This window comes from Streptosporangium vulgare, from assembly GCF_042428775.1.
Classification (GTDB): domain Bacteria; phylum Actinomycetota; class Actinomycetes; order Streptosporangiales; family Streptosporangiaceae; genus Streptosporangium; species Streptosporangium vulgare.
Map to the genome: position 1 here is coordinate 463,773 of NZ_JBHMBS010000004.1, position 21,867 is coordinate 485,639.

The window sequence follows — 21,867 nt, forward strand, 5'->3', positions numbered from 1 at the left end:
GTTCCGTACCAGCTCACCACGATGAAGCATCGTATGGCAGCACATCGACCTTCGCCGAAAAACCGGCGAACCTTCCCATGTTCCGCATTCGGGATATTCCGCCATGGATCACGACGGCCGGCCGGGGCACTACCCGATCATCAGGAACGCTCCAGAGCCCCGGGAGCCCGAACCGGCGCCGGGTGCCGCTTCCACCGCCACGCAAGCGGCTTCCAGCCATGCGCAAACAGTTGCATGAAAATTTCCGCACAAGAACCAACGCAACGCGGTCGTTACATTTCATGTATTCGCTGAAATCTTGCAGCAATCTGTTCGTCATTTTAAGGTGTGGATACCCCCCGGGCACCACCGGCCGACGTCCCCCGACGCTCCGGCCGCGAAGCGTCCGGCTCTTCGTACAGTGAAGGGTCAGCCGATGAAGAAGTCCGGCAGGCTAAAGGCCTGGACCATCGCCACGATCGCGGCGCTGACGGCGGGAGGGCTGGCCTCCTTACCCGTCACCCCCGCCACGGCGGCCGTACGGGCCGACTCCCCGTTCGACTTCCCGGGGCGGGGCGCCACCGTGCCCTTCTTCGAGATAGAGGCCGAGGACACCGCCCACACGGGCCAGGTGATCGGCCCCGACCGGATCTACGGCCGCCTCCCCTCGGAGGCCTCGGGCCGCAGGGCGGTGACGCTCGACTCCTCGGGCGAGTACGTGGAGTTCACGCTCACCCGCCCGGCGAACGCGATGTCGCTGCGCTACAGCGTGCCGGACAACGCCTCGGGAACCGGTCAGAACACCACCGCCAGCCTGCGGATCAACGGCACGCACCTGAAGGACCTCACCCTCACCTCCAAGTACGGCTGGTACTACGGCGGCTACCCGTTCAACAACAACCCGGGTGACACCAACCCCCACCACTTCTACGACGAGACGCGGACCATGTTCGGGTCCACGCTCGCCGCGGGCGCCAAGGTGCGGATCCAGTCCACCGGCGGCATCCCGGTCACCGTGGACCTCGCCGACTTCGAGGTCGTCGGCGGCCCGATCGGGCGCCCGTCCGGCTCGCTGTCGGTCGACGACTTCGGCGCCGTCAAGAACAACACGAGCGTCGACAACACCGCCGCCTTCCAGGCCGCGGTCAACGCCGGCAAGGCCCAGGGCAAGGAGGTCTACATCCCCGAGGGGACGTACAACCTCTACGACCACGTGGTCGTCGACGGGGTCACCCTGCGCGGAGCCGGTCCCTGGTACAGCGTGCTCGGCGGGCGCCACCCCACCCAGCGCAACCGGGCCGTCGGCGTCTACGGCAAGTACGTCCAGGGCGGCGGCTACGGCGGTGAGATCCGCGCCCACGAGGCGGGCGGCCCGAGCCGCAACGTCACGCTCAAGGACTTCGCCATCATCGGCGAGATCATGGAGCGCGAGGACAACGACCAGGTCAACGCCATGGGCGGCGCGATGACCGACTCGGTCGTGGACAACGTGTGGATGCAGCACACCAAGGTCGGCGCCTGGATGGACGGCCCGATGAACAACTTCACCATCAAGAACAGCCGCATCCTCGACCAGACCGCCGACGGCGTGAACTTCCACACCGGGGTCACCAACTCGACCGTCACGAACACGTTCCTGCGCAACACCGGTGACGACGCCCTGGCCATGTGGCCGGAACGGCTGCCCAACGTCGGCAACAAGTTCACGTTCAACACCGTGGGCGTGACGCTGCTCGCCAACAACATCGTCACGTACGGCGGCAGGGACATCCAGATCACCGACAACGTGGTGGCCGACACGGTCAGCAACGGCGGCGGCATCCACATCTCCAACCGCTACCCGGGCGTCAACTCCGGCCAGGGCACCGCGGTCGCCGGAACCCACACCGTCGCCCGCAACACCCTGCTCCGGGCGGGCAACAACGACTTCAACTGGCACTTCGGCGTCGGGGCCATCTGGTTCAGCGGGCTCAACGAGCCGGTCAACGCCACCATCAACGTCACCGACACCGACATCCTGGACAGCTCGTACGCCGCGATCCACATGATCGAGGGCACCACGAGCACGGTGAACTTCAACAACGTCGACATCGACGGCACCGGCACGTACATGATCCAGGCGCAGTCGGGCGCGAACATGACGTTCAACAACGTCAGGGCCGCGCACATCGGCGCGGGTGTCGCCATCCACAACTGTGTCGGCACGGCCTTCACACCCGTCTTCGGCACCGGCAACACCGGCTGGAGCCCCAGCAGCACGACCTGCACCGGCACCTGGCCCACGCCGAACTACATCTACCCCGGTGGCGGTGGCAACACCGGCGGCCTGTCCGGCTCCCCGGGCAGCCTGTCCTTCGCCGCGCGCCAGGTCAACACCACCAGCCCGGCGCAGACCGTCACCATCACGAACGGAGCCGCCACCGCGGCCCCGATCGGCTCGGTGAGCGTCACCGGCGACTACGCCCAGACCAACAACTGCGGCAGCTCCCTCGCCGCGGGCGCGACCTGCACCGTCAACGTCACCTTCAGGCCGACCGCGACGGGCACCCGCACCGGCACGCTCACCGTCGCCAGCAGCGCCCAGGGCGGCCCGGTGACCGTGAGCCTCTCCGGCAGCGGCACCAACGGCGTCGCCCTCACCGCCTCCCCGGGCAGCCTGTCCTTCGGGGCACGCCAGGTCGGCAGCACGAGCCCGGCGCAGGCCGTCACGGTCACCAACACCGGCACCGCCGCGGCGACGCTCGGCACGGTCGCCACCACCGGCGACTACGCCCAGACCAGGACCTGCGGCACCACCCTCGCCGCGGGCGCCTCCTGCACCGTCAACGTCACCTTCACCCCCACCGCCTCGGGCACCCGCACGGGCAGCCTGACCGTCGCCAGCAACGACCCGAACAGCCCGCTCACGGTCGGCCTGAGCGGCAGCGGCACGAGCTCGACCACCAACCTCGCGCTCGGCGCGACGATGACGGCGAGCAGCTCCAACGGCGGCTTCCCGCCGGGCAGCGCCAACGACGACAACACCTCCACCTACTGGGAGTCGAACAACAACGCCTTCCCGCAGTGGCTGCAGGCCGATCTCGGCAGCGCGCAGAGCGTCGGCTCCGTCACCCTGAAGCTGCCGCCGCCCGCCGCGTGGGCGACCAGGACGCAGACCCTGTCGGTCCAGGGCAGCACCAACGGCACCACCTGGACCACGCTGAAGGCCTCGGCCGGACACACCTTCGACCCGGCCTCGGGCAACAGCGTCACGATCCCGCTGACCAGCTCGTCCGTGCGCTATGTCCGGATCAACGTCACCGCCAACACCGGCTGGCCCGCGGCCCAGATCTCGGAGTTCCAGATCTTCCCGGGCGGCGGCAACCCCACGCCGACCGTGTCGCTGGCCGCCTCCCCGGTCAGCCTGACGTTCGCCGCCGGGACGGTCGGCAGCACGAGCCCGGCGCAGGCCGTCACGGTCACCAACACCGGCACCGGGTCGGCGACGCTCGGCACGGTCGCCACCACCGGCGACTACGCCCAGACCAGGACCTGCGGCACCACCCTCGCCGCGGGCGCCTCCTGCACCGTCAACGTCACCTTCACCCCCACCGCGACGGGCACCCGCACGGGCACCCTGAGCGTGGCGAGCAACGACCCGAACGGGCCGCTGACCGTGGCCCTGACCGGGACCGGCGGCTCGGCGCCCGTCACCAACCTGGCGCAGGGCAAGCCGACCACGGAGACCAGCCACGCGCAGGTGTACGGGTCGGGCAACATCGTGGACGGCAACGCGAGCACCTACTGGGAGTCGAACAACAACGCCTTCCCGCAGTCGGTCACGGTCGACCTCGGCTCCACGCAGAGCGTCGGCCGGGTCGTCCTCAAGCTGCCCCCGGCCGCCGACTGGGCCACCCGCACCCAGGCGATCGCCCTCCTGGGCAGCACCGACGGGACGAACTTCACCGGCGTCGTCGGCTCGGCGACCTACACCTTCAACCCCGCCACCGGTAACACGGCCACCATCACCTTCCCGGCCACCAGCAGGCGCCACCTGCGCCTGACCTTCACCGCCAACAGCGGCTGGCCCGCCGGCCAGCTCTCCGAGTTCGAGGTCTACGCCTCGTAGCCTCGTAGTTTCGTGGCCTCACAGTCGACCAAGGCACCGGATGGGACGAACGTCTCCCATCCGGTGCTTTTCTCGTCCCGGCTAGCAAACATCTGCCACCCACACGAGACGGAACCGCCGCACAGATAGGGCTTTTGGTGTCATTGGTGTCAACCGAACCTCCGCCCCCACCGTCTCCCCTTGTGCCCCATCCGTCATAAGCAGGAGGCGACGTGCGCGTCCGCTCGGTTCTCTCAGCCGCCACCCTGGCCGGGGGGCTGGTGCTCCTCTGGCATCCCCTTCCCTCCTCCGCGGGGCAGGGCTCGGCCGTCGCGGCCGACGTCGTGGAGTACGAGTGCACCACCGACGGCGTGGCCGAGAAGCAGAGCATCGAGATCAACGTCGAGATGACGGTGCCGGCCACCGCCGCCACGGGACAGCGGTTCACGATCGGCTGGCGTGGCACCTACGTCGGCACCGGGCTGGCGGCGCCCGCCGCGGGACTGCCCGAGGGCACCAAGCTGTACGCGTACGCCTCCATCAGCGACCTTCCCGGGCTGACCTCCGCCACCGGGGTGGGCACCCTCGAAGCGGTCGGCGCGGGTCAGACCATCCCGCTGCCGACGGCCGAGATCGCGCTCGCGACCACGTCGAACAACCCGGGCACCGCGGCGGTGAAGCCCGCCGCCATCAACTTCGGGACCCTGCCCACCAACCCGCTGATCGAGTGCGAGTCCCTGAACGAGGAAACCCTGACGACCTATCCCCTCACCGTCACCGCGGGCGGCCAGGTGACCGACCCCGACCCGACGGACACGGCCACCGATCCCGTCAGCCCGCCCCCGGCGGACGAGGACACCGAGACGGCCGAGACCCCGCAGGACGCGGGCGGCGGGATCGACGAGACACCGGCCGGAGGAGCCGAGACCGGAGGCGGCGGCGAGAGCGGCCCCGACGGGCGGGCACTCGTGCTCACCGGCTCACTGATCACCCTCGGCGCCGTCTCCGGGCTGCTGTGGCGGCGTCGCGGCGCCAGGGCCGCCGTGGGCCGGCGAGCCTGACGCGACCGGGCGGGGGTCGGTCCCGGCACACCCCCGGCAAGGGGCCCACGGCACCCGCCGCCGCCCAGTCCGGATGGGCGCGAAGGCGTCGTCGCCGTGTGCGGTGTCCGGCCAGATGGCCCAGTGTGGCTCGCAAGGCGGCGCGGAAAACATGACATGCGGTGTCGGGTTTTGAGGCGAGCATGGCTTCACCGGTCGGCGGCGGACGTGGACCCGAACGGGATGGGTCAGGACCTCAGCCATGTGATGGGGGTCCGATAAGAGCCGTTCAGTCAAGTTGATGACGAGCGGTGGCCGCATATCGGTTTGTTCGGCACGGGCGGAGGGCCTGTCCGCCCCTGTTCTGCTGCGTTGTGAAAGGTGGAAGAAGATTGACTGCGTTCGTACGAGACATTGCGAGCATGGTGCGCGAGACCATCGACGTGGTGGGGGCTCGTACCAACAATCTGCGGAATGTGTCCGTGAGCATCCCCAAGGGGCTGCTCGTCGCCTTCACCGGGGTGAGTGGCAGCGGCAAGACCTCGCTGGCGATCGACACGCTGCACAACGAGGCCCAACTGCGGTATCTGGAAGGGCTTTCGCCGTTCGTCCGGCAATACATCACCCAGCGCAATCGGCCGAAGGTCGACCGCATCCTGGGACTCGGCGCGACGCTCGCGGTCGACCAGCGCCGCCTGAACCGCAACCCGCGCTCCACGGTCGCGACGATCACCGGCATCGACGGGCACCTGGGGCTGCTGTACTCGCGCCTTCCGGGGATCGACGCGGACCCGGCGGCGGGCAGCGGAGACGGACATCTGACAACCGCTCACTTCGACCGCGCTTCGCCGGAAGGGAGCTGTGGGGACTGCCACGGGGTGGGCGGGCGCTGGGAGGCGCAGGAGGACCTGGTCATCACCCATCCGGAGCTTCCGCTCTTCCAAGGGGCTTCGCCTTGGTATGCGAAGTGGCGATCAGGGGAGCACGCGTTCGTACCGGCGCTCGCCGAGAAGCGCGGCGTGGACCTCGGCCGTTCGTGGCAGTCGCTGCCTGAGGAGTTCCGTCACTGCGTGCTGTACGGCACGGGCGACGAAAAGATCGAGGCGACCATCGACATGACGAACAAGAATGAGACGGCTTTGGTGACCTACACCTCGAGCCAGCCGCTGCGGGGAGCGCTCGCCGAGGTGGAGCGGGTGTTCGTGAACGCCCAGACCGCCAGCGCCAAGCAGCGCTACCTGCCGTACATGCGCAAGCAGTCCTGCGGCACCTGCGGCGGCAGCGGGTACGACCAGGTGGCCCGGTCCGTGCGGCTCGGCGGGCTGACCTACCCCGACCTGATCGAGGTGGAAGTACGGGAGGTGCGCGGCTGGGCGAAACGGGTGGCGGACGACCTGGGCTCCCGGCAGCGAGAGGTGGGCGAGCCGCTGCTGCAGGACCTGGGCCGCAGACTCGGAATCCTGGACCGGCTCGGCCTGGCCCATCTCCAGCTGTCCCGGAGCGCGGCGACTCTGTCCGGGGGCGAGTTGCAGCGAACCCGGCTCGCCGCACAGCTCAGCACCGAACTGAGCGGCATCATCTTCGTTCTGGACGAGCCCGGGACCGGGCTGCATCCCGCGGACAAGGCGCACCTGCTCGACATCGCCCTGGAGTTACGCGCGGCCGGTAACACGGTGCTCCTCGTCGAGCACGATCCCGAGCTGATCAGCCGGGCCGACTGGGTGATCGATATGGGGCCCGGTGCCGGTCGCCTCGGCGGTGAGGTCCTGGTGTCGGGGCCTCCCGCCGATGCCGCCGCCCACCCGAGGTCACTGACCGGGCGCTACCTCGCCGGCGAGGGGCCGCGGCTACGCCGGACCCGCCGCCCGGTCGGGGATGACACCGGCTGGGTGAAGCTGCACGGCCTGCGTGCGCGCAACGTGACCGCAGACCAGGTGCGTTTCCCCGCCGGTCGGCTCACCTGCCTGACCGGGGTGAGCGGCAGCGGCAAGAGCAGCCTGCTCGGTGCGCTGGCGGCGAGCGTGGAGGCCGCCTTGGACGGAACGGTGACCGACGTGGTGCGGGAGGTGACCGGCATCGAGGGGTTCAGCTGGGTCGCCGTCGTCGATCAGGAACCGCTTGGGCGGACGCCGCGATCCAACCCGGCCACCTACAGCAAGGCGTTCGACATTGTCCGCAGGCTGTTCGCCGAAACCGACGTGGCGCGCGGGCGCGGGGTCAACGCCTCCTGGTTCAGCTTCAACACCGCGAACGGCGGCCGCTGCGAGACCTGTACGGGATACGGCCGCAAGCTGGTCAACATGCACTTTCTGCCGGATGTGTGGGTGGTCTGTGACGCGTGCGAGGGGCGGCGCTACAAGCCGGAGGCCTTGGAAATCAGGTATCAGGGGTTGGCCATCGATCAGGTCCTGGAGCTGACCGTCGCCGAGGCCGTGGAGCGGTTCTCCGAGCCCCGACAGCTCGCGGAGATTCTGGGAGCCTTGGACCAGGTCGGGCTTGGCTATCTCCAACTCGGCCAGAGCGCCACGGAGTTGTCCGGGGGCGAGGCGCAGCGGCTGAAACTCGCGTCGGCGATCCAGCGAGGTGCTGCGAGCCGCAGGGCCGGCCTTGTCGTTCTCGACGAACCCGTCTCGGGCCTGCACCCGTCTGACATTCAGCGGGTGGTTGACGCGTTCGATGTGTTGCTCGACTCGGGCAACACCGTCGTCGTGGCCGAGCATGACATCCCTGTCGCCGCGTCCGCCGACTGGGCGATCGACCTGGGGCCCGGAGCCGGTCCGGATGGGGGTGCGGTGGTCGCAGAGGGCACCCCGGACGCCGTCGCGACCGCGGACACCCCGACCGCGGTTTTCCTTCGGCGGTACGCGGCGGGCCTGCCGCTCCTGGGAACGCAGGAAGGCACGCGCGTATAGGGCCGGGAGCGCGTCTGGCGTGTGTCCGCCGCCTACGTCAAACGATCCCTGAGGCCTGGGCGAGCACTCCCATCGTGGGGCGGTCCCTGGGATCGGCCGCCGGACCTCCATGAGCGAGGGCTGGCCGGGCTGTGACCCCCGCATGCCGTCACCGGATGGGAACCAGGAGATCGCGGAACGGGCCGATCTTGGCCTTGAGGGTGTCGGCGGTGTCGGGCAGGGCGAAGAGGTTCCAGAACTCGCGTACCTGGCCCGGTGCGACGACTGGCAGTAGCGGGCTGGAGCGGCTCGTTCCCGTTCAGGCGACCAAGATTGTCTTCAGGTAGTCGACCACCGCGTCGCCTGACCGGGTCCGTACGGCCACATAGCCGTCCGGTCGGACGAGGACGAGCGTGCCCCTGCCGGCACCGTAGCGCCTGCTCGGGGGGCCTGACTCCAGCTGGTAGACGCGGATGTCGTTGCCGTGGAGCCTGTCCAGGCACTCGGCCAGACCCGGCACCACCGCGTCGAACTGGAGCAGTGTGAAGTGGGGGCCGCGGAAGAGGTCGAACAGCCGCGACCGCTCGCCGGTCACTGGGTGCCGGCACGGCGAGTCGGGCGCTCGGTCGCCGGGACGGACCTTGCCCTTGTCGCCGACCGACAGCTCAGAGTCGCGGTAGTTCACGCTGAGCTGGGAGGTCTTGCTCACGATCGCCCTGGTCACCGCGGGGTTGCGCATCAGCGGCAGGATGATCCAGTCGCGCAGGAAGGTCATCAGAGGTTTGGTGGAGAACAGCGCTGTCATGCCGGCGCCGCTGGTCTTGAGCACGGATTCGGCCACCGGGCGGCGCTCTCGCTCATACGTGTCGAGCAGGCTGTGGGGGGCTTGGCCGCGTACCGCGAGGGCCAGCTTCCAGCCGAGGTTGTAGGCGTCCTGGATGCCGGTGTTCATGCCGAGCCCGCCCGCGATCGGGTGGACGTGGGCGGCGTCTCCGGCGATGAAGACGCGGCCGGCACGGTAACGGTCGGCGAGCCGTACCTTGTAGCTGAAGCGCGACAGCCAGGTGGCGTTGTGCAGGCGCACATCCGTCCGGCCGGTGCGCTGCGCGAACAGGCGCTGGAAAAGCTCGAGTGAGGGCTCCTGGCCGGCCCCCTCCTCACCAGGGCGTACGGTGAGGCCGAACTGCCACGCCGACGTACCTGGCAGCAGTGCGAGGCCCACGGAGGACTCATCCGCCGCGTACCAGACATAGGAGCCGTCGCGGGGCAGACCGTCCACCTCCACGTCGCCGAGCAGGTAGTGCTCGGTCTCCGACACCAGCCCGGGGAAGGTGATCCCGGCGGCCTCGCGCACGGCGCTACCGCCGCCGTCGCAGCCTACGAGGTAGGAGGCGTGGATCACCTCACCCGTGGCGAGCTGCGCGACGACCTGGCTGTCGGACTGCTTGAGGCCGGTCAGTCGCAGGCCGCGCTCCACGTGACCGCCCAGCTCGGCCAAGCGTGCACGGAGGATCTGCTCGGTGCGCCACTGCGGCAACAGGACGAGCGTCGGGTACGGCACATCCGGCCGCGAGCGGGCACCGGCCAGGAGGTGTAGCTCCGCGATGAACCGGCGGTCCATGTGAATCCGCGCCGGCATCTCGGATGCCCCGGCGTCCAGAAAGTCCTGGACCACGCCGAGATCATCGAATACCTCCAGGCTGCGCGGCTGTATGCCCTTGCCCCGAGACTGGTGGTGGAATTCGGGAGATCTGTCGATCACCCGGAAGGTGACACCGCGCCGGGCCAGCTCGCAAGCCAGCGTCAGTCCGGTCGGTCCGCCTCCGACGACGAGTACGTCTACGTCGGTCATGTCTTCCCCCGATTCAGGACGGAACGTATCCGTTCCGTTTGGAGAATAAGCGGCCCTGAAGTTGGAACGCAACCGTTCCGTCTCGTGTTACTGTCGCCGGTATGGCCGAGATCCGCCCGCGTGGTCGCGGCGCCGCCGTGCTGCGCCAGACAGTCACCGACACCCTCGTCGCGGCGGCGGTCGCCGAGCTGGCGGAGACAGGTTATGCCGGTATGTCAATGGGTGCGGTGGCCCGGCGGGCCGGTACGGGAAAGGCCGCGCTCTACCGGCGGTGGTCGTCGAAAGAGGCGATGGTGGTCGACCTCATCGACGTCGTCGCCTCCCGGCAGGTCCCGGCAGGCGGGGCCGGTGACCTGAGTGGCGATGTGCGAGCCTACGTCCGAGCGGTGGCGGATACGCTGTCGGATCCCGTGGTCATGCGCATCGTGCTCGATCTGACAGCCGAGGCCGCCCGCAACCCCGAGCTCTCCGAGGCGTTCGACACCGCGATCCGGCAACCGCGCAGGACCGCGTGCGAGCGGTTCCTGAGGAGCGCGGTGGAGCGTGGCCAGTTGCCCGCAGACCTCGACCTCGACTTGGCCCTCGACCTACTGGTCGGGCTCACACAGTGGCGTGTCCTCAACACCGGGCAGGCCGTCGACGACTCCTCTGTCGAAGCGACGAGCAAGCTGATCGTCCAGGCGCTTCCGCTCTGCGTGGGCGCCGGCGAATCGATCATAAGGCGGCTTCGATGAGCCTCACTTCGGTGCTTCGCGATCACCGGGGCCCGGCTCCTCGCCGACGCGGGCCTTCCAAGCCAGGCCCACGCCCTGTGCCAGCGCGGTAGCCAACAACATGAACGGCGTCCCCCATCGCCACCGGGGAAGCCCCTTCGTCGAAGTCCGGCGCATCAAAAAGGTCGAACCTCCGGGGATGAAGGAGCCGCACCAAGCAAGAGCGTGCAGGAAGGCACAGCGATGGCGCCGGTCGACACCAGGAGGCCGAACCGCCCTCGGTCTCGCAGCACCAGGACAAGAACGCCGACAACGACCAGCGTGAACGCCAGGATTCCCGCCTTACGGGCAACCCGCCAGGTCGCCTCCCGTACGCCGGCAGCCCCGGAGGGCATCCCATCTTGCGTCCTGGCGCTCCCTCCCATTCCGGAGCGCGCTGCTGTGCCACCTCCCCCGACCGGATGGCCATCTGGGTGAGCCCCGCGTACACGGCTGCAAGCACTGACCCCTGCGGGGCTCAAGAACTCGAATCACTTCCGCGCTGAGCCCTGCGCTCGATGTGCGGATGGGGTCGGGCGCCGAATGGCCGGTCCGGATCGCCTGGGATCACGCCTCGTGATCTTGTCCACCGTGTACGCCGTCACCCGGCGCCTGTTGTCCTTGCCCGCGCCGCTGCCACGAAGGAGCGTCTCCAAGGACGCGGAACTGCCGGTGCTTCGGCATCAGAACGCGGTCCTGCGCCGTCAAGTCTCGTGGGTGCGCTACGAACCGGCTGAGCGCCTGTGGCCGGCGACGCTCTCGCACTTGATACCCCGCCGCTCCCGATGGGCGGAGATCTTCCCGGTAACCCCGGCCACGGGAGCACCTCAACGCCGCCGGAGCCCCTCAAAAATCGAAAAGCCCCAGCTCAGCGCCCTGAACTGGGGTTTCGATGTGGTGCGCCGCCAGGGACTCGAACCCCGGACCCGCTGATTAAGAGTCAGCTGCTCTAACCAACTGAGCTAGCGGCGCTTGACTTCGACAAGCCTACCGGACCCGGCACTGTGGTCCGCACATGAGCGGATATATGCCGACAGAGAGCATCGGGCGGCGGGATCCGCCTCCGGGGACGGCCGGCGAAACTCTGCGACGACCTGGGGAAACGAAGGCGGACGAACGGTGTTCCATAGCCGTTGACTTGGGGAAATGCCGTTTAGGGCTCCTCGCTCGGGTACGTGAACCGGAGCCCGGAGTATCAAGTCAAGGGAGATGTTCGACCATGCAACCTGAGCTCTGGAACTATCGAGCCGACGTGTACGACCAGGACAGGACGCTCGACGTCGCCGGGTACCACGTCGAGGCCACCGACGGGAAGATCGGCTCCATCGACGAGGCGACCTACGAGGTCGGCGAGAGCTACCTCGTCGTCGACACGGGCCCGTGGATCTTCGGCAAGAAGGTCCTCCTGCCGGCGAGCACGGTGACGCAGATCGACCCGCAGGAGAAGAAGGTCTACATCGCGCGCACCAAGCAGGAGATCAAGGACGCTCCCGAGTTCGACGAGTCGAACTTCAGGGAGCCCGGATACCGCGACCGTGTCGGCGAGTACTACGGCCGCTTCCCCTTCGGCGGCGGCCCCGGCACCTTCTGACCTGGGGAATCGTCGAACCCGGAGCCTTCGGGCCCGGGATCTCCGGCCCGGTACACCAGGCAGGCCCGGTACACCGGTCGGGGCCGACACACCCGGCAGACCCGGCACGCCGGACGAGACGACGAGAGGGGCCCCGCCAAGGATGGCGGGGCCCCTCCGCGTTCGCGGGACGGTCGCGGCTCAGGGCCAGGTCGGGTCGCCCGAGGAGTCGATGGGGCCGGGGATGACGTCAAGACGCTGGAGGAGGATGAGAAAGGTGGAGGCATAGGGGGAGTCCTGGACCACGGCGGCGACGCGGTCCCAGTCGACCTGCTCGCGCAGGGCGCGGACCTGGGGCAGCAGGGAGCCGTAGTCACAGCTGTGCTCGGAGAGCGGCAGCAGCCACGAGATGACCAGGTCGGTGGCCTCCAGGACGGGCAGGATCACCGCCGAGGCCTTCATCGGCTCCGCCCGCTTCAGCAACTCGGGGGTGACCGGATGGTCGCAGATCGAGAAGATCAGATCCACCAGCCGGCCCTCGTCGAAGGCCTTGACCAGCCAGTCCTCCGGCGGCTGCCTGGACGTCTCGAATCCCAGCTTGCCCAGCGCCTCCAGCGCGAGCGGCACGTCCTCCTGGGGGAGGACGAAGTCGACGTCATGGAGCGAGGGGGCGGCTCCGCGCGCGTAGGCGGCACAGCCTCCGGCTAGCGCGAATCTGACGTCCGCGTCCTTCAGCCCGCTGCTCGCTCGCTTCAGCGTTTCCAGGATCGCGTCGGTGACCTCGTGACTGTGGCTTCCCATAGCCCACGCGTACCCCGTAGCCACCCAGGTAGGCATGCCAAGTAGCTACCCAGGTAGGCATGCCAAACCTTTCCTTGGGTAAACGGAGCGCATGATTCTGCCCGAAGATGTGCAAAATGAGCATCCTGAACCCGGAGAAACACGTAAGGAACGGGTCGACCGCGAACTCGGCGAGTTGTTACAGGGCCTGCGCGTCGCGGTCACCGGCGTGCAGGTGCTGTTCGCTTTCTTGTTCACCCTTCCGTTCGCGGCCGGCTTCAACAAAGTGGACGACCTGGGGCACTGGCTGTTCTTCATCGCCCTGCTGAGCGCGGGCGTCGCGTCCGTCTGCTTCATCACCCCCGCCGCCCAGCATCGCCTGCTGTTCAGGACCGGGCTGAAGGAGAGGATGCTGCACCGCTCCAACACGCTCGGGATCGCGGGGCTCGCCGGGCTCGCGGTCGCGATGACGAGTTCGGTCGCGCTCGTCGCGGAAACGGTGCTCAACGCCTGGCCCGCGGCGGTGTTCGCCGGGGTCGTGGCCCTGCTGAGCGCCTGGCTGTGGTTCATCCAGCCGATAGTTGATCTGTACAGAACCAAGGATGATGAAGATGTTAAGTAGTGAATTGTGAGGGCAGAGGCCGGTTATGGCTACCTTGCTTTGGATCATCGCAGTTGTCCTCGTCATCTCCGGGATCTACGTCATCCTGGCCCGTCGCGACCTCCTCTGGGGGATCGTCCTCATCGTCCTCGGCTTCCTCGTCGGTCCCGGGGGTGTGAGCATCTTCAACGTGTGACGCGAGCCCAGCGCTCGCCGCAGCACATGACCGGTGCGAGCCCAGCGCTCGCACACCGCCCAGGTGCGGGCCACACGACCCGCACACCGTTCCGTACGGCCTGATGTCCGTACGCCGTCCGGTGCGGGCCTGACAGGGCCGGCACACTTCTCGACATGAGCCCCACGCTCACGAAGAACAAAGAACAAAGAGACACCGCAAGAAGCACGTAAGCGCCCCGAACTCCCAAAAGAAGCCTCGCGGGCCGGGTATCCCCCGGCCCGCTTCTTCATGTCCAGGGCTTCAGGTCCAAGGCGTATTCGAGTTCACGTCCCGGTTCACGTCCGAGGCGTGTCCCGGGCCGGTTCAAGAAAGTCGGAGAAGGTCAGAGAAGATTCAAGAAGGTTTAAAAGGTTAGGGAATGTCCTGGACGCGCCCAAGGCGTGCCCGAGCCCGGCCGCGGTCTCTCCTCGGGCGGGACTCCGCGTCACCGGACTCCCGCCGTCGGATTCGCACATCAGACTCGCCCGCCGGTTCCGTGCGCCGGGATCCGTGCGCCGGATCGATCCGCGCACCGGATCCGCGGCAGAGGAGATGTCAGAGGAGATACACGCCGTACGCCCGGCCCAGTACCGGCAGCGCCACGTTGCGCACCCGGATGCCGCCCGGCGTGACGCCCTTCTCCGTACCGGCGTGGGCGTGCCCATGGATGATCAGGTCGGCGCCCTCGGCGTCGACCGCCTCGGCCAGCAGGTAGCTGCCCAGGAAGGGGTAGATCTCCAGCGGCTCCCCGGCGAGGGTGTCCTTGACCGGCGAGTAGTGGGAGAGCACGACCCTGTGGTCGGCCTGCAGCTCCTTCAGCGCCACCCGCCAGCGGTCGGCGATCCGCTTGGTGTGCCCGACGAACGCCTTGATCTCCGGCTCGCCGAAGTCGCTGGCGCACTTGCCCGCGTACCCTCCGCCGAAGCCCTTGCCGCCGACCACCCCGAGCCGCACCCCGTCGACGTCGAGCACGATCGCGTCGTCGTGCAGGATCTCGATCCCGGTGTCGCGCAGCAGGGCGGCGATCTCCGCGGGCTGGTCGGAGTGGTGGTCGTGGTTGCCGAGCACGGCCACCACCGGGATCGGCAGGTCGCTGAACTCGTCCGCCACCACCCGGGCCTCCTCCATGGTGCCGTGCCGGGTGAGGTCCCCGGCGAGCAGCAGGACGTCGGCCTTCTCCCCGATGTCGTGGAGGTGCTTGCGATAGCTCCCCCTGCGGCTCTCGTCCAGGTGTACGTCCCCGACCGCCGCGATCCGCACGTCTCTCACAGCCTCTCCTCCCCCACCGGGTCCCGTACGTCCATGACGTCTATCTCGTTGTGGACGTTCAGCCCGGGGGCCGCCTCACCTGCGACTTCGGCGATCAGCTCGCTGCGGTCGGCGCTGACGACCTGACCGCGCAGATAGAGCTGATCACCCCGGATGTCCACCCGGATGCCGAGTTCCGTGGTTCTCTCGTCCTCGGCGAGCGCGCGTTGAACGCGCGCCGCGACGTACTGGGGAGCCTCCATCGTCGAACTCCTTTCCGTCCAAAACTGCTCGCCTTCCCGTGAAACCCAAGGTCAAACACGTTTAAAGCCCTCTGCCAGGGCAGGGGAGGCCGGTATGCCCAGGACGCAGGCACGCCTGCCCCGTACACCCGGTGGAGCCGTGTCCATGAAGATCGCAATGGTGTCAGAGCATGCGAGCCCCCTCGCCACCGTCGGCGGAGCCGACGCCGGGGGCCAGAACGTCCACGTCGCCGCCCTGTCCCTCGCGCTCGCCGAGCGCGGGCACGAGGTGACCGTCTACACCCGCAGGGAGTGCCCCTCGCAGCCTGAGGAGACCTCCCTGGCCCCCGGGGTCACCGTGGTCCACGTCCCCGCCGGACCCGCCATGACCCTGTCCAAGGACGACCTGCTCCCCTGGATCCCGGACTTCGGCCGGTGGCTCGCCAGGCGATGGAGCGCGGCACCGCCCGACATGGTCCACAGCCACTTCTGGATGAGCGGCCTGGCCGCCCTGGCCGCCGCCAGGGACGCCGCCGTCCCCATCGTGCACACCTTCCACGCCCTGGGCACGGTCAAGCGCCGCCACCAGGGCAGGGCCGACTCCAGCCCGCCCGAACGCCTCAGGATCGAGGCGATGGTCGCCTCGCAGGTCGACGCGGTCGTCGCGACCTGCGCCGACGAGGTGGCGGAGCTGCGCGGGATGCGGGTTCCACGGAGCCGGACGAGGGTCGTTCCCTGCGGCGTCGACGTACGCTCCTTCACCCCCTCCGGCCCGAAGAGGGACCTCGGGCCGGGTCCCGTCCTGCTCGCCATCGGCCGTCCCGTCCGCCGCAAGGGCGTGGACACCACGATCCACGCCCTCGCCCGCATCCCCGGCGCCACCCTGGTCGTCGCCGGCGGCGACCCGGACGACCCGGAGGCGGGCCGGCTCTCGCGCGTCGCCGCCAGGGCCGGCGTGGCGGACCGCGTCAGGTTCCTCGGCAGGGTGGACAGGGAGAGCGTCCCCACCCTGATGCGCTCGGCGGACGTCGTGGTCACCATGCCCTGGTACGAACCGTTCGGCATCGTGCCCCTGGAGGCGATGGCCTGCGGAGTGCCGGTGGTGGCGTCCGCGGTGGGCGGGCATCTGGACACCGTCGTCCCCGAGGTCACCGGCCTGCTGGTCCCGCCGCGCGAGCCGTACGCGCTGGGCGACGCGCTGCGCCGGCTGCTCGCCGCGCCGTCCCTGCTGGCGGCCTACGGGGCGGCGGCCGTCGCGCGGGCACGTTCACGCTACGACTGGCACCGGATCGCCGCCCAGACGTCGGCCGTGTACGCGGAGGTGCTCTCCTCCCGCGCCCCGGCGCGGCGGGCGGCCGAGGCCGGCCCCTGTCCCGGAGCCGCCTGACGGCTCCTCTCACTCCCGTCCCGGGCCCCCGGGACGGGAGACCCCGTCCGCTCCAAGGCACTCCTCGCCGCGCTACGGCTTTCGGGCGCGCGGGAACCATCGCCGACCACCGCCCCGTGAAGGTGGTACCCGGCACGGCCTCCGGACGCGCGAAGGCACGGAAAACCCCGAGCCCGTACCCCCGGACGGCTCTGAACGCGCGGAGGCCCCGGTCCCGTGAACGGGACCGGGGGCCTCCGGCGCGAGGCCGGTCACCGGTGGCGGTGGCGACCTCGTGGAGTCACTTTCCGGTGGCTCTGTGGATGCTCCGGGACGCGGAACGGTCGATCGCGGCCTTGACCACGCCGAAGATGGCGCCCTGGATGGCCGACGCCACGAGGATCTCTCCCCAGCCGTACTCGTCCGACGTCGCCTGGGGGGCGTCGTCCTTGCCCGACGCGAGCTTCCAGACCTGCTTGAAGATGACCCCGGCGATCGCGCCACCGAGCATTCCGCTCACGGCGCTCGCGCCGCGGGATACGACTCTGCTCACGTCCTGCCCTCCGTTCGGCGTTCACTGAAACGGCACGCCTACCCGTGGGGACCGGGTCCTAACGGATCCGGGCGGCGGGTGGCATCCGCTGAGGTCGCGGTTCTCTCGCGGGGTCGCGGTTCTCTCGCGGGAGAGATCTGCGGGGTCACACCGCCGGAGGGTCGTTGTAGTGGCGCTCCTGGTAGGTGCGGCGCTGGGTGACCGGGTCCTCGATCACCGTGGTGGCCGTGGAGTTCGGTGCCACCGCCCGGCGGGCGAGGCTGAGCCGGTACACCGCGAACAGGAGCCACGCGAGACCGCCGATCATCAGGATGACACCGACGATGTTGATGTCGAATCCGGCGATGTCGAATTCGACCGCCCACGTGAGAATGGCGCCGAGCATAATGAGAACGATGCCGCCTGCGATGGTCATGGGATCTCCTCCTTCGAGCCAACGCACCCCATCTATCCCTCGTGCGGATCTCAAACGTCACCCGGGGGACGTAAATGCGGACCGCGGCCTCCCGCTCCTCGTCACAGGCCCGCGGGCCCCGGAAAAGCCGTCAGCGGGAAAGCCGTCGGCCGCGCCCTCCGCGAGACGTGCGGGAGGCGCGGCCGAGGCGTCGCGCGTGAGGTGGTGACCGCCCAGGGGCGGATCGCCCGACGGACAGCCGGGCGGGTCACTCGGCGGGCAGGACCGCGCCCTTGTACCTGTCCTCGATGAACTTCTTGACCTCGGGACCGGTGAGGATCTCGGCGAGCTTCTTCACGCGAGGGTCGTCCACCTTGGCCGGGACGGTGACCAGGCCGTTGGCGTACGGGTTGCCCTCGCCCTTCTCCAGGATCAGGGAGTCGGTCGCGGGCTGCAGCCCGGCCTCCAGGGCGTAGTTGCCGTTGACGATCGCGGCGTCCACGTCCTCCAGCGAGCGGGGCAGCTGGGCCGCCTCAAGGGGCTTGAACTCCAGTTCCTTGGGGTTGCCCGCGACGTCGCGCTCGGTGGCCTTGACGCCGACGCCCTCCTTGAGGGTGATCACGCCGTTGTCGGCGAGGAGCTTGAGCGAGCGGCCGAGGTTGCTCGCGTCGTTGGGCAGTGCCACCTGGGCGCCCTGGGCGAGCTCGGAGACGTTCTTGATCTTCTTCGAGTACAGGCCGAGCGGCTCGATGTGCACCGGGACGACCCAGCTGAGCTTGATGTCCTTGCCCTTGGAGAACTCCTCCAGGTACGGGATGTGCTGGAAGTAGTTCGCGTCCAGGTTGCCCTCGTCGAGCTGGGTGTTGGGCTGGACGTAGTCGGTGAACTCGACGATCTCCAGGTTCAGCCCGGCCTTGGCGGCGAGGTTGTCCTTGACGTATTTGAGCACCTCGCCGTGGGGCACGGGGTTCACCCCGACCTTGAGCGGGGCGTCGGCCTTCGATGTGTCGGCGGCGCCGGGCTGGGCCGTGTCGGTGGACGTCCCCCCGCATGCCGCCAGGGTTCCGGCCAGGATCAATCCGGCCACGACCCCAAAGATCTTGCGCATGACTCTCCCTTAATTCCCCTTATATCAAGTAGGAAATATATCTCACATAAGGGAGTGTGAGGACAAATCCTCACTGGTCTTCACCGGTTCCACCTGGTCCTCGGCGCCTCTCACCGGTTCCACCTGGCCGTCAACCGGCCCTCAGCGCCCCTCACCGGCCCTCGCGCCCTTACTGGCCGCGCAGGGCCAGCATCTGCGCGATCTGCGCCGTACGCGAGACGTCGACGCGCTTCGCCATCTCGGTGACCTCGGAGTGCAGCCCGGTCGCGATCTCCACCTTGGCCATCTGGGCGGCGTCGTCCTGCTGGGCGATCAGCATGTCGAGGAACCTCCGCTCGAACTCGGCCGGTGGGGCGGCGATCAGCGCCGCCATCTCCTCCTCGCTCACCCCGGGCATCCCGCCATGAGCGGCGTGCTCGTCGTCCTTCGCGGTCGCGGGCTGCCCCCAGGCGGTCAGCAGGCCGGACATCGAGGCCGACTCGCGTTCCTGGGTCACGCCGATCGCCTCGGCGAGTTCCTTGACCTCGGGGCGGACCGGCCGCTCGCGCACCAGCCGTACCAGCCGTACGCCCTGGGTGTTGTGGGGCACCATCATCTGCAGGAACATCACGTCGGGAGGGTTGAAGGCGACCCCAGCGGCGGTCCCCATCGGCGGGGCGGGCGAGGGGCTGGGCAGTCCCGCGCCGGCGCCGTGCGCCGAGTGGTCGGAACCGTGGCCGCCCTGCCCCGAGCCCTGTTCCGTATCCTGCCCGGAATCCTGTCCGGAGCCCTGTTCCGGATCCTGTCCGGGGCCACCGTGCGCGGCGTGATCGGAACCCTGGCCGGACGCGGAGGGCGACGTCACCTGAACGGGGGCGCCGGAGGCCCCGTGCGCCCCGTGACCGGCCGGACCTCCGCGGAGTTCCTGGATGCTGTCGGCACCGCAGCCGGAGAGCAGGAGGATCCCCAGGACGACCGTCGGGACCACCGGAACCGCGCGCTTCATGACGAACTCCTCGACTGTCGGGAGATTCTCGGGAGACCACGGGTCCGGCCGGGGTGGCGGCGGCCACCCCGGCCGGATCTCACCGGGTCAGAGGCGTCGCCACAGGGCCGCGACGTTCGGCGGCTCCCAACCGGCCAGCGCGGTGTGCGCCTGCAGGCACTGGTAGGTCGCGCCGCCGTAGGTCACCGTGGCGCCCACCGCGTAGGCGGTGCCCGCCTGCCAGGTGCCGCCCGGCTGGCTCGTCGGGGTCGGGGTCGGGGTGGGTGTCGGGGTCGGGTTCACCGTCGGCGTCACCGTCGGGGTCGGCGAGGGGCTGGGGTTGCTCCCGCCGAAGTTCACGTCGGAACAGGTGTAGAAGGCTTCTGTGCTGCCCACGATGCGCTGCCAGATCGAGAAGATGAGCTGACGGCCGCTCCGCTGCGGGAGGTTGATCGTCCAGTTCGTGAACTGGGTGGGGTTCTGGTTGTTGAATGTCCTGATGTGCTCCAGGTCCGACCAGCGCAGCGGCTGGGTCGGGTTCCAGCTCTGCTTGGTGATGTAGAACTCGAAGTTGCTGTTCGCGTGCGGCGCGGTCGCGTGGTAGGTGACCGTGAGCGGTCCCGGGGAGACCGAGGTGGCGGGCCAGTCGTTCCTGGTGAGGTTGAGGCCGCGATACTTGTCACGCCCGGCACCGCACAGCTGGCCGTCGGGGATGATCTGGCGGTGGTTGCCGCCGGCCTCCAGCCGGGACACCTCGTGCCAGTCGTAGAACGCCTGGGTGCCCCCGGCCGCGACGGCCGCCTTGCACGCTTCCGACTTGGGGGTCTCCGGGCCCTCGTTCTTGCAGACGTAGGCTCGGCTGGGCGGGTTCGACATGGACCCGTGGGCGACCGCCGCGGTGGACGGCAGCAGGGCGAACAGGGACCCTACGCTGATCGCGGCGGCGGTACCGGTGGCCAGCTTGTGTCGCAGATGCACGTGGACTCCTCCTGGAGCGATGAATGGGAGGCAGGACTGTCCAACGAGCCGACGGATAGCACGTTATTAACAAGAAACCTTACTAAGGATTCCGGTCATAAGACCAGCGATACGGCCATATCAGTCCATGACCAGCACAACCTTGCCCCGTCCATGCCCGGTGGCGACCTCCCGGTGGGCGTCCGCGGCCCGCTCCAGCGGGTAGGTCCTCCGCACCGGGAAGACGAGCCGGCCCTCGGCGTACAGCGCGGCGAGCTCGGCGAGGCGGGACGCCAGCCGCACCCCCTGGGTCCGCTGTATCCCCAGCTCGTCGACCCTGCCGTGCTCGACGAGCGTGAGGACGCGTTCGGCCTTCACCAGTTCCAGGGAGACCTCCAGCGCCTCGCCGCCCGCGCCGTCCAGGACCAGGTCCACCCCGCCGGGGGCGAGGGCGCGCACCCGCTCCAGCAGGCCCTCGCCGTACGTGACCGGGAGCGCGCCGAGCTCGCGCAGGTAGTCGTGGTTCTCCTCGCGGGCGGTGCCGATCACCGTGGTCGCCCCCCAGAGCCGGGCGAGCTGGACCGCCGCGGTGCCGACCGCGCCCGCGGCGGCGTGGACCAGGACCGTGTCCCCCTCCCCCACCCCGAGCTGCCGCAGCGCGATGTGGGCGGTCTGGGTCCCCGCGGTGAAACCGCCCGCCACGTCCCAGGGCATGTTCGCGGGCTTGGGCGTGACGTTCTCCGCGGGCACGACCACGTACTCGGCGTAGGCGTTCAGCAGGTTGAAGCCCAGGACCTCGGCGCCGACGGAGATCTCGTCCACCCCCGCGCCCACCTGGTCGACCACCCCGGCGAACTCGTTGCCCGGCACGCGCGGCAGCTCACCGCCGATCCCCTCCGGGGTCCACCCCGCCCGGACGGCCAGGTCGAACGGCTGCACGCCCGCGGCCCTGATCCGCACCCTCACCTGCCCCTCGCCCGCCTCGGGCGTCGGAAGCTCCGTCGTCCGCAACACCTCGGGACCGCCGAACTCGAAGAAAGCAGCCGCCTTCACAGGATTCCCCTTCACTCGTGCACACCTCGTTCGCGTACACCTCGCTCGTGTACGCCGTCGCCCAGCCTGCGACCTCAAGCGCTGTTGAGGTCAACCCACCCGCTCCGGGCGCGAAGGGGCACCGCCCGTCGTACGGCGACCGAGCAGGAGTCCGGGCAGGAGTCCGGGCAGGAGTCCGGCCGAGAGGAGCCTCAGGACGAGGTGCGGGAAGCC

The 21,867-nt window shown here is 69.2% G+C and carries 18 protein-coding genes and 1 tRNA gene; 8 read left to right on the forward strand and 11 right to left on the reverse strand.

The genetic code is table 11. The features are described from left to right. Positions 1 to 415 precede the first annotated feature (415 nt). The 3 genes from ACFFRH_RS11435 (at position 416) to ACFFRH_RS11445 (ending at position 8,018) form a co-directional block, all read left to right on the forward strand. Entirely contained in the window at positions 416 to 4,087 is a 3,672-nt protein-coding gene (locus tag ACFFRH_RS11435) for a choice-of-anchor D domain-containing protein (RefSeq protein WP_344742822.1), read from the forward strand. 212 nt (positions 4,088 to 4,299) lie between these two features. After that, a complete protein-coding gene (locus ACFFRH_RS11440) occupies positions 4,300 to 5,127 on the forward strand; it encodes a hypothetical protein (RefSeq protein ID WP_344742821.1) in 828 nt (275 codons plus the stop codon). A 401-nt stretch (positions 5,128 to 5,528) separates the two neighbouring features. Beyond that, positions 5,529 to 8,018, forward strand: a complete 2,490-nt coding sequence (locus ACFFRH_RS11445; protein ID WP_344742820.1) for an excinuclease ABC subunit UvrA — start codon at positions 5,529 to 5,531, stop codon at positions 8,016 to 8,018. Positions 8,019 to 8,316: 298 nt separating this feature from the next. Here the strand turns inward: ACFFRH_RS11445 and ACFFRH_RS11450 are convergent, their stop codons facing one another. After that, entirely contained in the window at positions 8,317 to 9,849 is a 1,533-nt protein-coding gene (locus ACFFRH_RS11450; RefSeq protein ID WP_344742819.1) for an FAD-dependent monooxygenase, read from the reverse strand. A 101-nt stretch (positions 9,850 to 9,950) separates the two neighbouring features. Between ACFFRH_RS11450 and ACFFRH_RS11455 the strand changes: the two genes are divergently transcribed. Beyond that, complete coding sequence (locus ACFFRH_RS11455; protein WP_344742818.1) at positions 9,951 to 10,583, forward strand: TetR/AcrR family transcriptional regulator; 633 nt, start codon at positions 9,951 to 9,953, stop codon at positions 10,581 to 10,583. A gap of 913 nt (positions 10,584 to 11,496) precedes the next feature. Here ACFFRH_RS11455 and ACFFRH_RS11460 read toward each other — a convergent pair. After that, positions 11,497 to 11,573 (reverse strand) — tRNA-Lys (locus ACFFRH_RS11460). A gap of 247 nt (positions 11,574 to 11,820) precedes the next feature. Here ACFFRH_RS11460 and ACFFRH_RS11465 point away from each other — a divergent pair. Continuing rightward, on the forward strand, positions 11,821 to 12,192 hold the full coding sequence (locus ACFFRH_RS11465; protein ID WP_344742817.1) for a PRC-barrel domain containing protein: 372 nt from the start codon (positions 11,821 to 11,823) through the stop codon (positions 12,190 to 12,192). 180 nt (positions 12,193 to 12,372) lie between these two features. On the opposite strand, the gene ACFFRH_RS11470 is transcribed toward ACFFRH_RS11465, so the two are convergent. After that, a complete protein-coding gene (locus tag ACFFRH_RS11470; RefSeq protein WP_344742816.1) occupies positions 12,373 to 12,972 on the reverse strand; it encodes a nucleotidyltransferase family protein in 600 nt (199 codons plus the stop codon). Between the two features lie 91 nt (positions 12,973 to 13,063). Here ACFFRH_RS11470 and ACFFRH_RS11475 point away from each other — a divergent pair, with 91 nt between their 5' ends. Continuing rightward, entirely contained in the window at positions 13,064 to 13,573 is a 510-nt protein-coding gene (locus ACFFRH_RS11475) for a DUF6328 family protein (protein ID WP_344742814.1), read from the forward strand. Between the two features lie 25 nt (positions 13,574 to 13,598). Beyond that, positions 13,599 to 13,748, forward strand: a complete 150-nt coding sequence (locus ACFFRH_RS11480) for a GPGG-motif small membrane protein (RefSeq protein ID WP_184719841.1) — start codon at positions 13,599 to 13,601, stop codon at positions 13,746 to 13,748. Between the two features lie 576 nt (positions 13,749 to 14,324). On the opposite strand, the gene ACFFRH_RS11485 is transcribed toward ACFFRH_RS11480, so the two are convergent. Beyond that, positions 14,325 to 15,038, reverse strand: a complete 714-nt coding sequence (locus tag ACFFRH_RS11485; RefSeq protein WP_344742810.1) for a metallophosphoesterase family protein — start codon at positions 15,036 to 15,038, stop codon at positions 14,325 to 14,327. Next, entirely contained in the window at positions 15,035 to 15,280 is a 246-nt protein-coding gene (locus tag ACFFRH_RS11490; protein WP_344742808.1) for a BON domain-containing protein, read from the reverse strand. Before ACFFRH_RS11490 ends, ACFFRH_RS11485 begins: the two co-directional genes overlap by 4 nt. 145 nt (positions 15,281 to 15,425) lie before the next feature. Between ACFFRH_RS11490 and ACFFRH_RS11495 the strand changes: the two genes are divergently transcribed. Further along, positions 15,426 to 16,646, forward strand: a complete 1,221-nt coding sequence (locus tag ACFFRH_RS11495) for a glycosyltransferase (RefSeq protein ID WP_386156108.1) — start codon at positions 15,426 to 15,428, stop codon at positions 16,644 to 16,646. 280 nt (positions 16,647 to 16,926) lie between these two features. On the opposite strand, the gene ACFFRH_RS11500 is transcribed toward ACFFRH_RS11495, so the two are convergent. The 6 genes from ACFFRH_RS11500 to ACFFRH_RS11525 all read right to left on the reverse strand — a co-directional run bounded on the left by ACFFRH_RS11500 (position 16,927) and on the right by ACFFRH_RS11525 (position 21,654). Continuing rightward, on the reverse strand, positions 16,927 to 17,178 hold the full coding sequence (locus ACFFRH_RS11500; RefSeq protein WP_329084950.1) for a DUF4235 domain-containing protein: 252 nt from the start codon (positions 17,176 to 17,178) through the stop codon (positions 16,927 to 16,929). 145 nt (positions 17,179 to 17,323) lie between these two features. Further along, positions 17,324 to 17,593, reverse strand: a complete 270-nt coding sequence (locus ACFFRH_RS11505; protein WP_344746996.1) for a DUF6458 family protein — start codon at positions 17,591 to 17,593, stop codon at positions 17,324 to 17,326. 247 nt (positions 17,594 to 17,840) lie between these two features. Beyond that, positions 17,841 to 18,680: a MetQ/NlpA family ABC transporter substrate-binding protein gene (locus tag ACFFRH_RS11510; protein WP_344746995.1), complete on the reverse strand. Its 840-nt coding sequence runs from the start codon at positions 18,678 to 18,680 to the stop codon at positions 17,841 to 17,843. Between the two features lie 169 nt (positions 18,681 to 18,849). Beyond that, on the reverse strand, positions 18,850 to 19,665 hold the full coding sequence (locus ACFFRH_RS11515; RefSeq protein ID WP_344746994.1) for a DUF305 domain-containing protein: 816 nt from the start codon (positions 19,663 to 19,665) through the stop codon (positions 18,850 to 18,852). A gap of 87 nt (positions 19,666 to 19,752) precedes the next feature. After that, positions 19,753 to 20,622, reverse strand: coding sequence for a lytic polysaccharide monooxygenase auxiliary activity family 9 protein (locus ACFFRH_RS11520; protein WP_344746993.1), 870 nt, complete (start codon positions 20,620 to 20,622; stop codon positions 19,753 to 19,755). A 120-nt stretch (positions 20,623 to 20,742) separates the two neighbouring features. Further along, complete coding sequence (locus ACFFRH_RS11525; protein WP_344746992.1) at positions 20,743 to 21,654, reverse strand: NADP-dependent oxidoreductase; 912 nt, start codon at positions 21,652 to 21,654, stop codon at positions 20,743 to 20,745. Positions 21,655 to 21,867 lie beyond the last annotated feature (213 nt).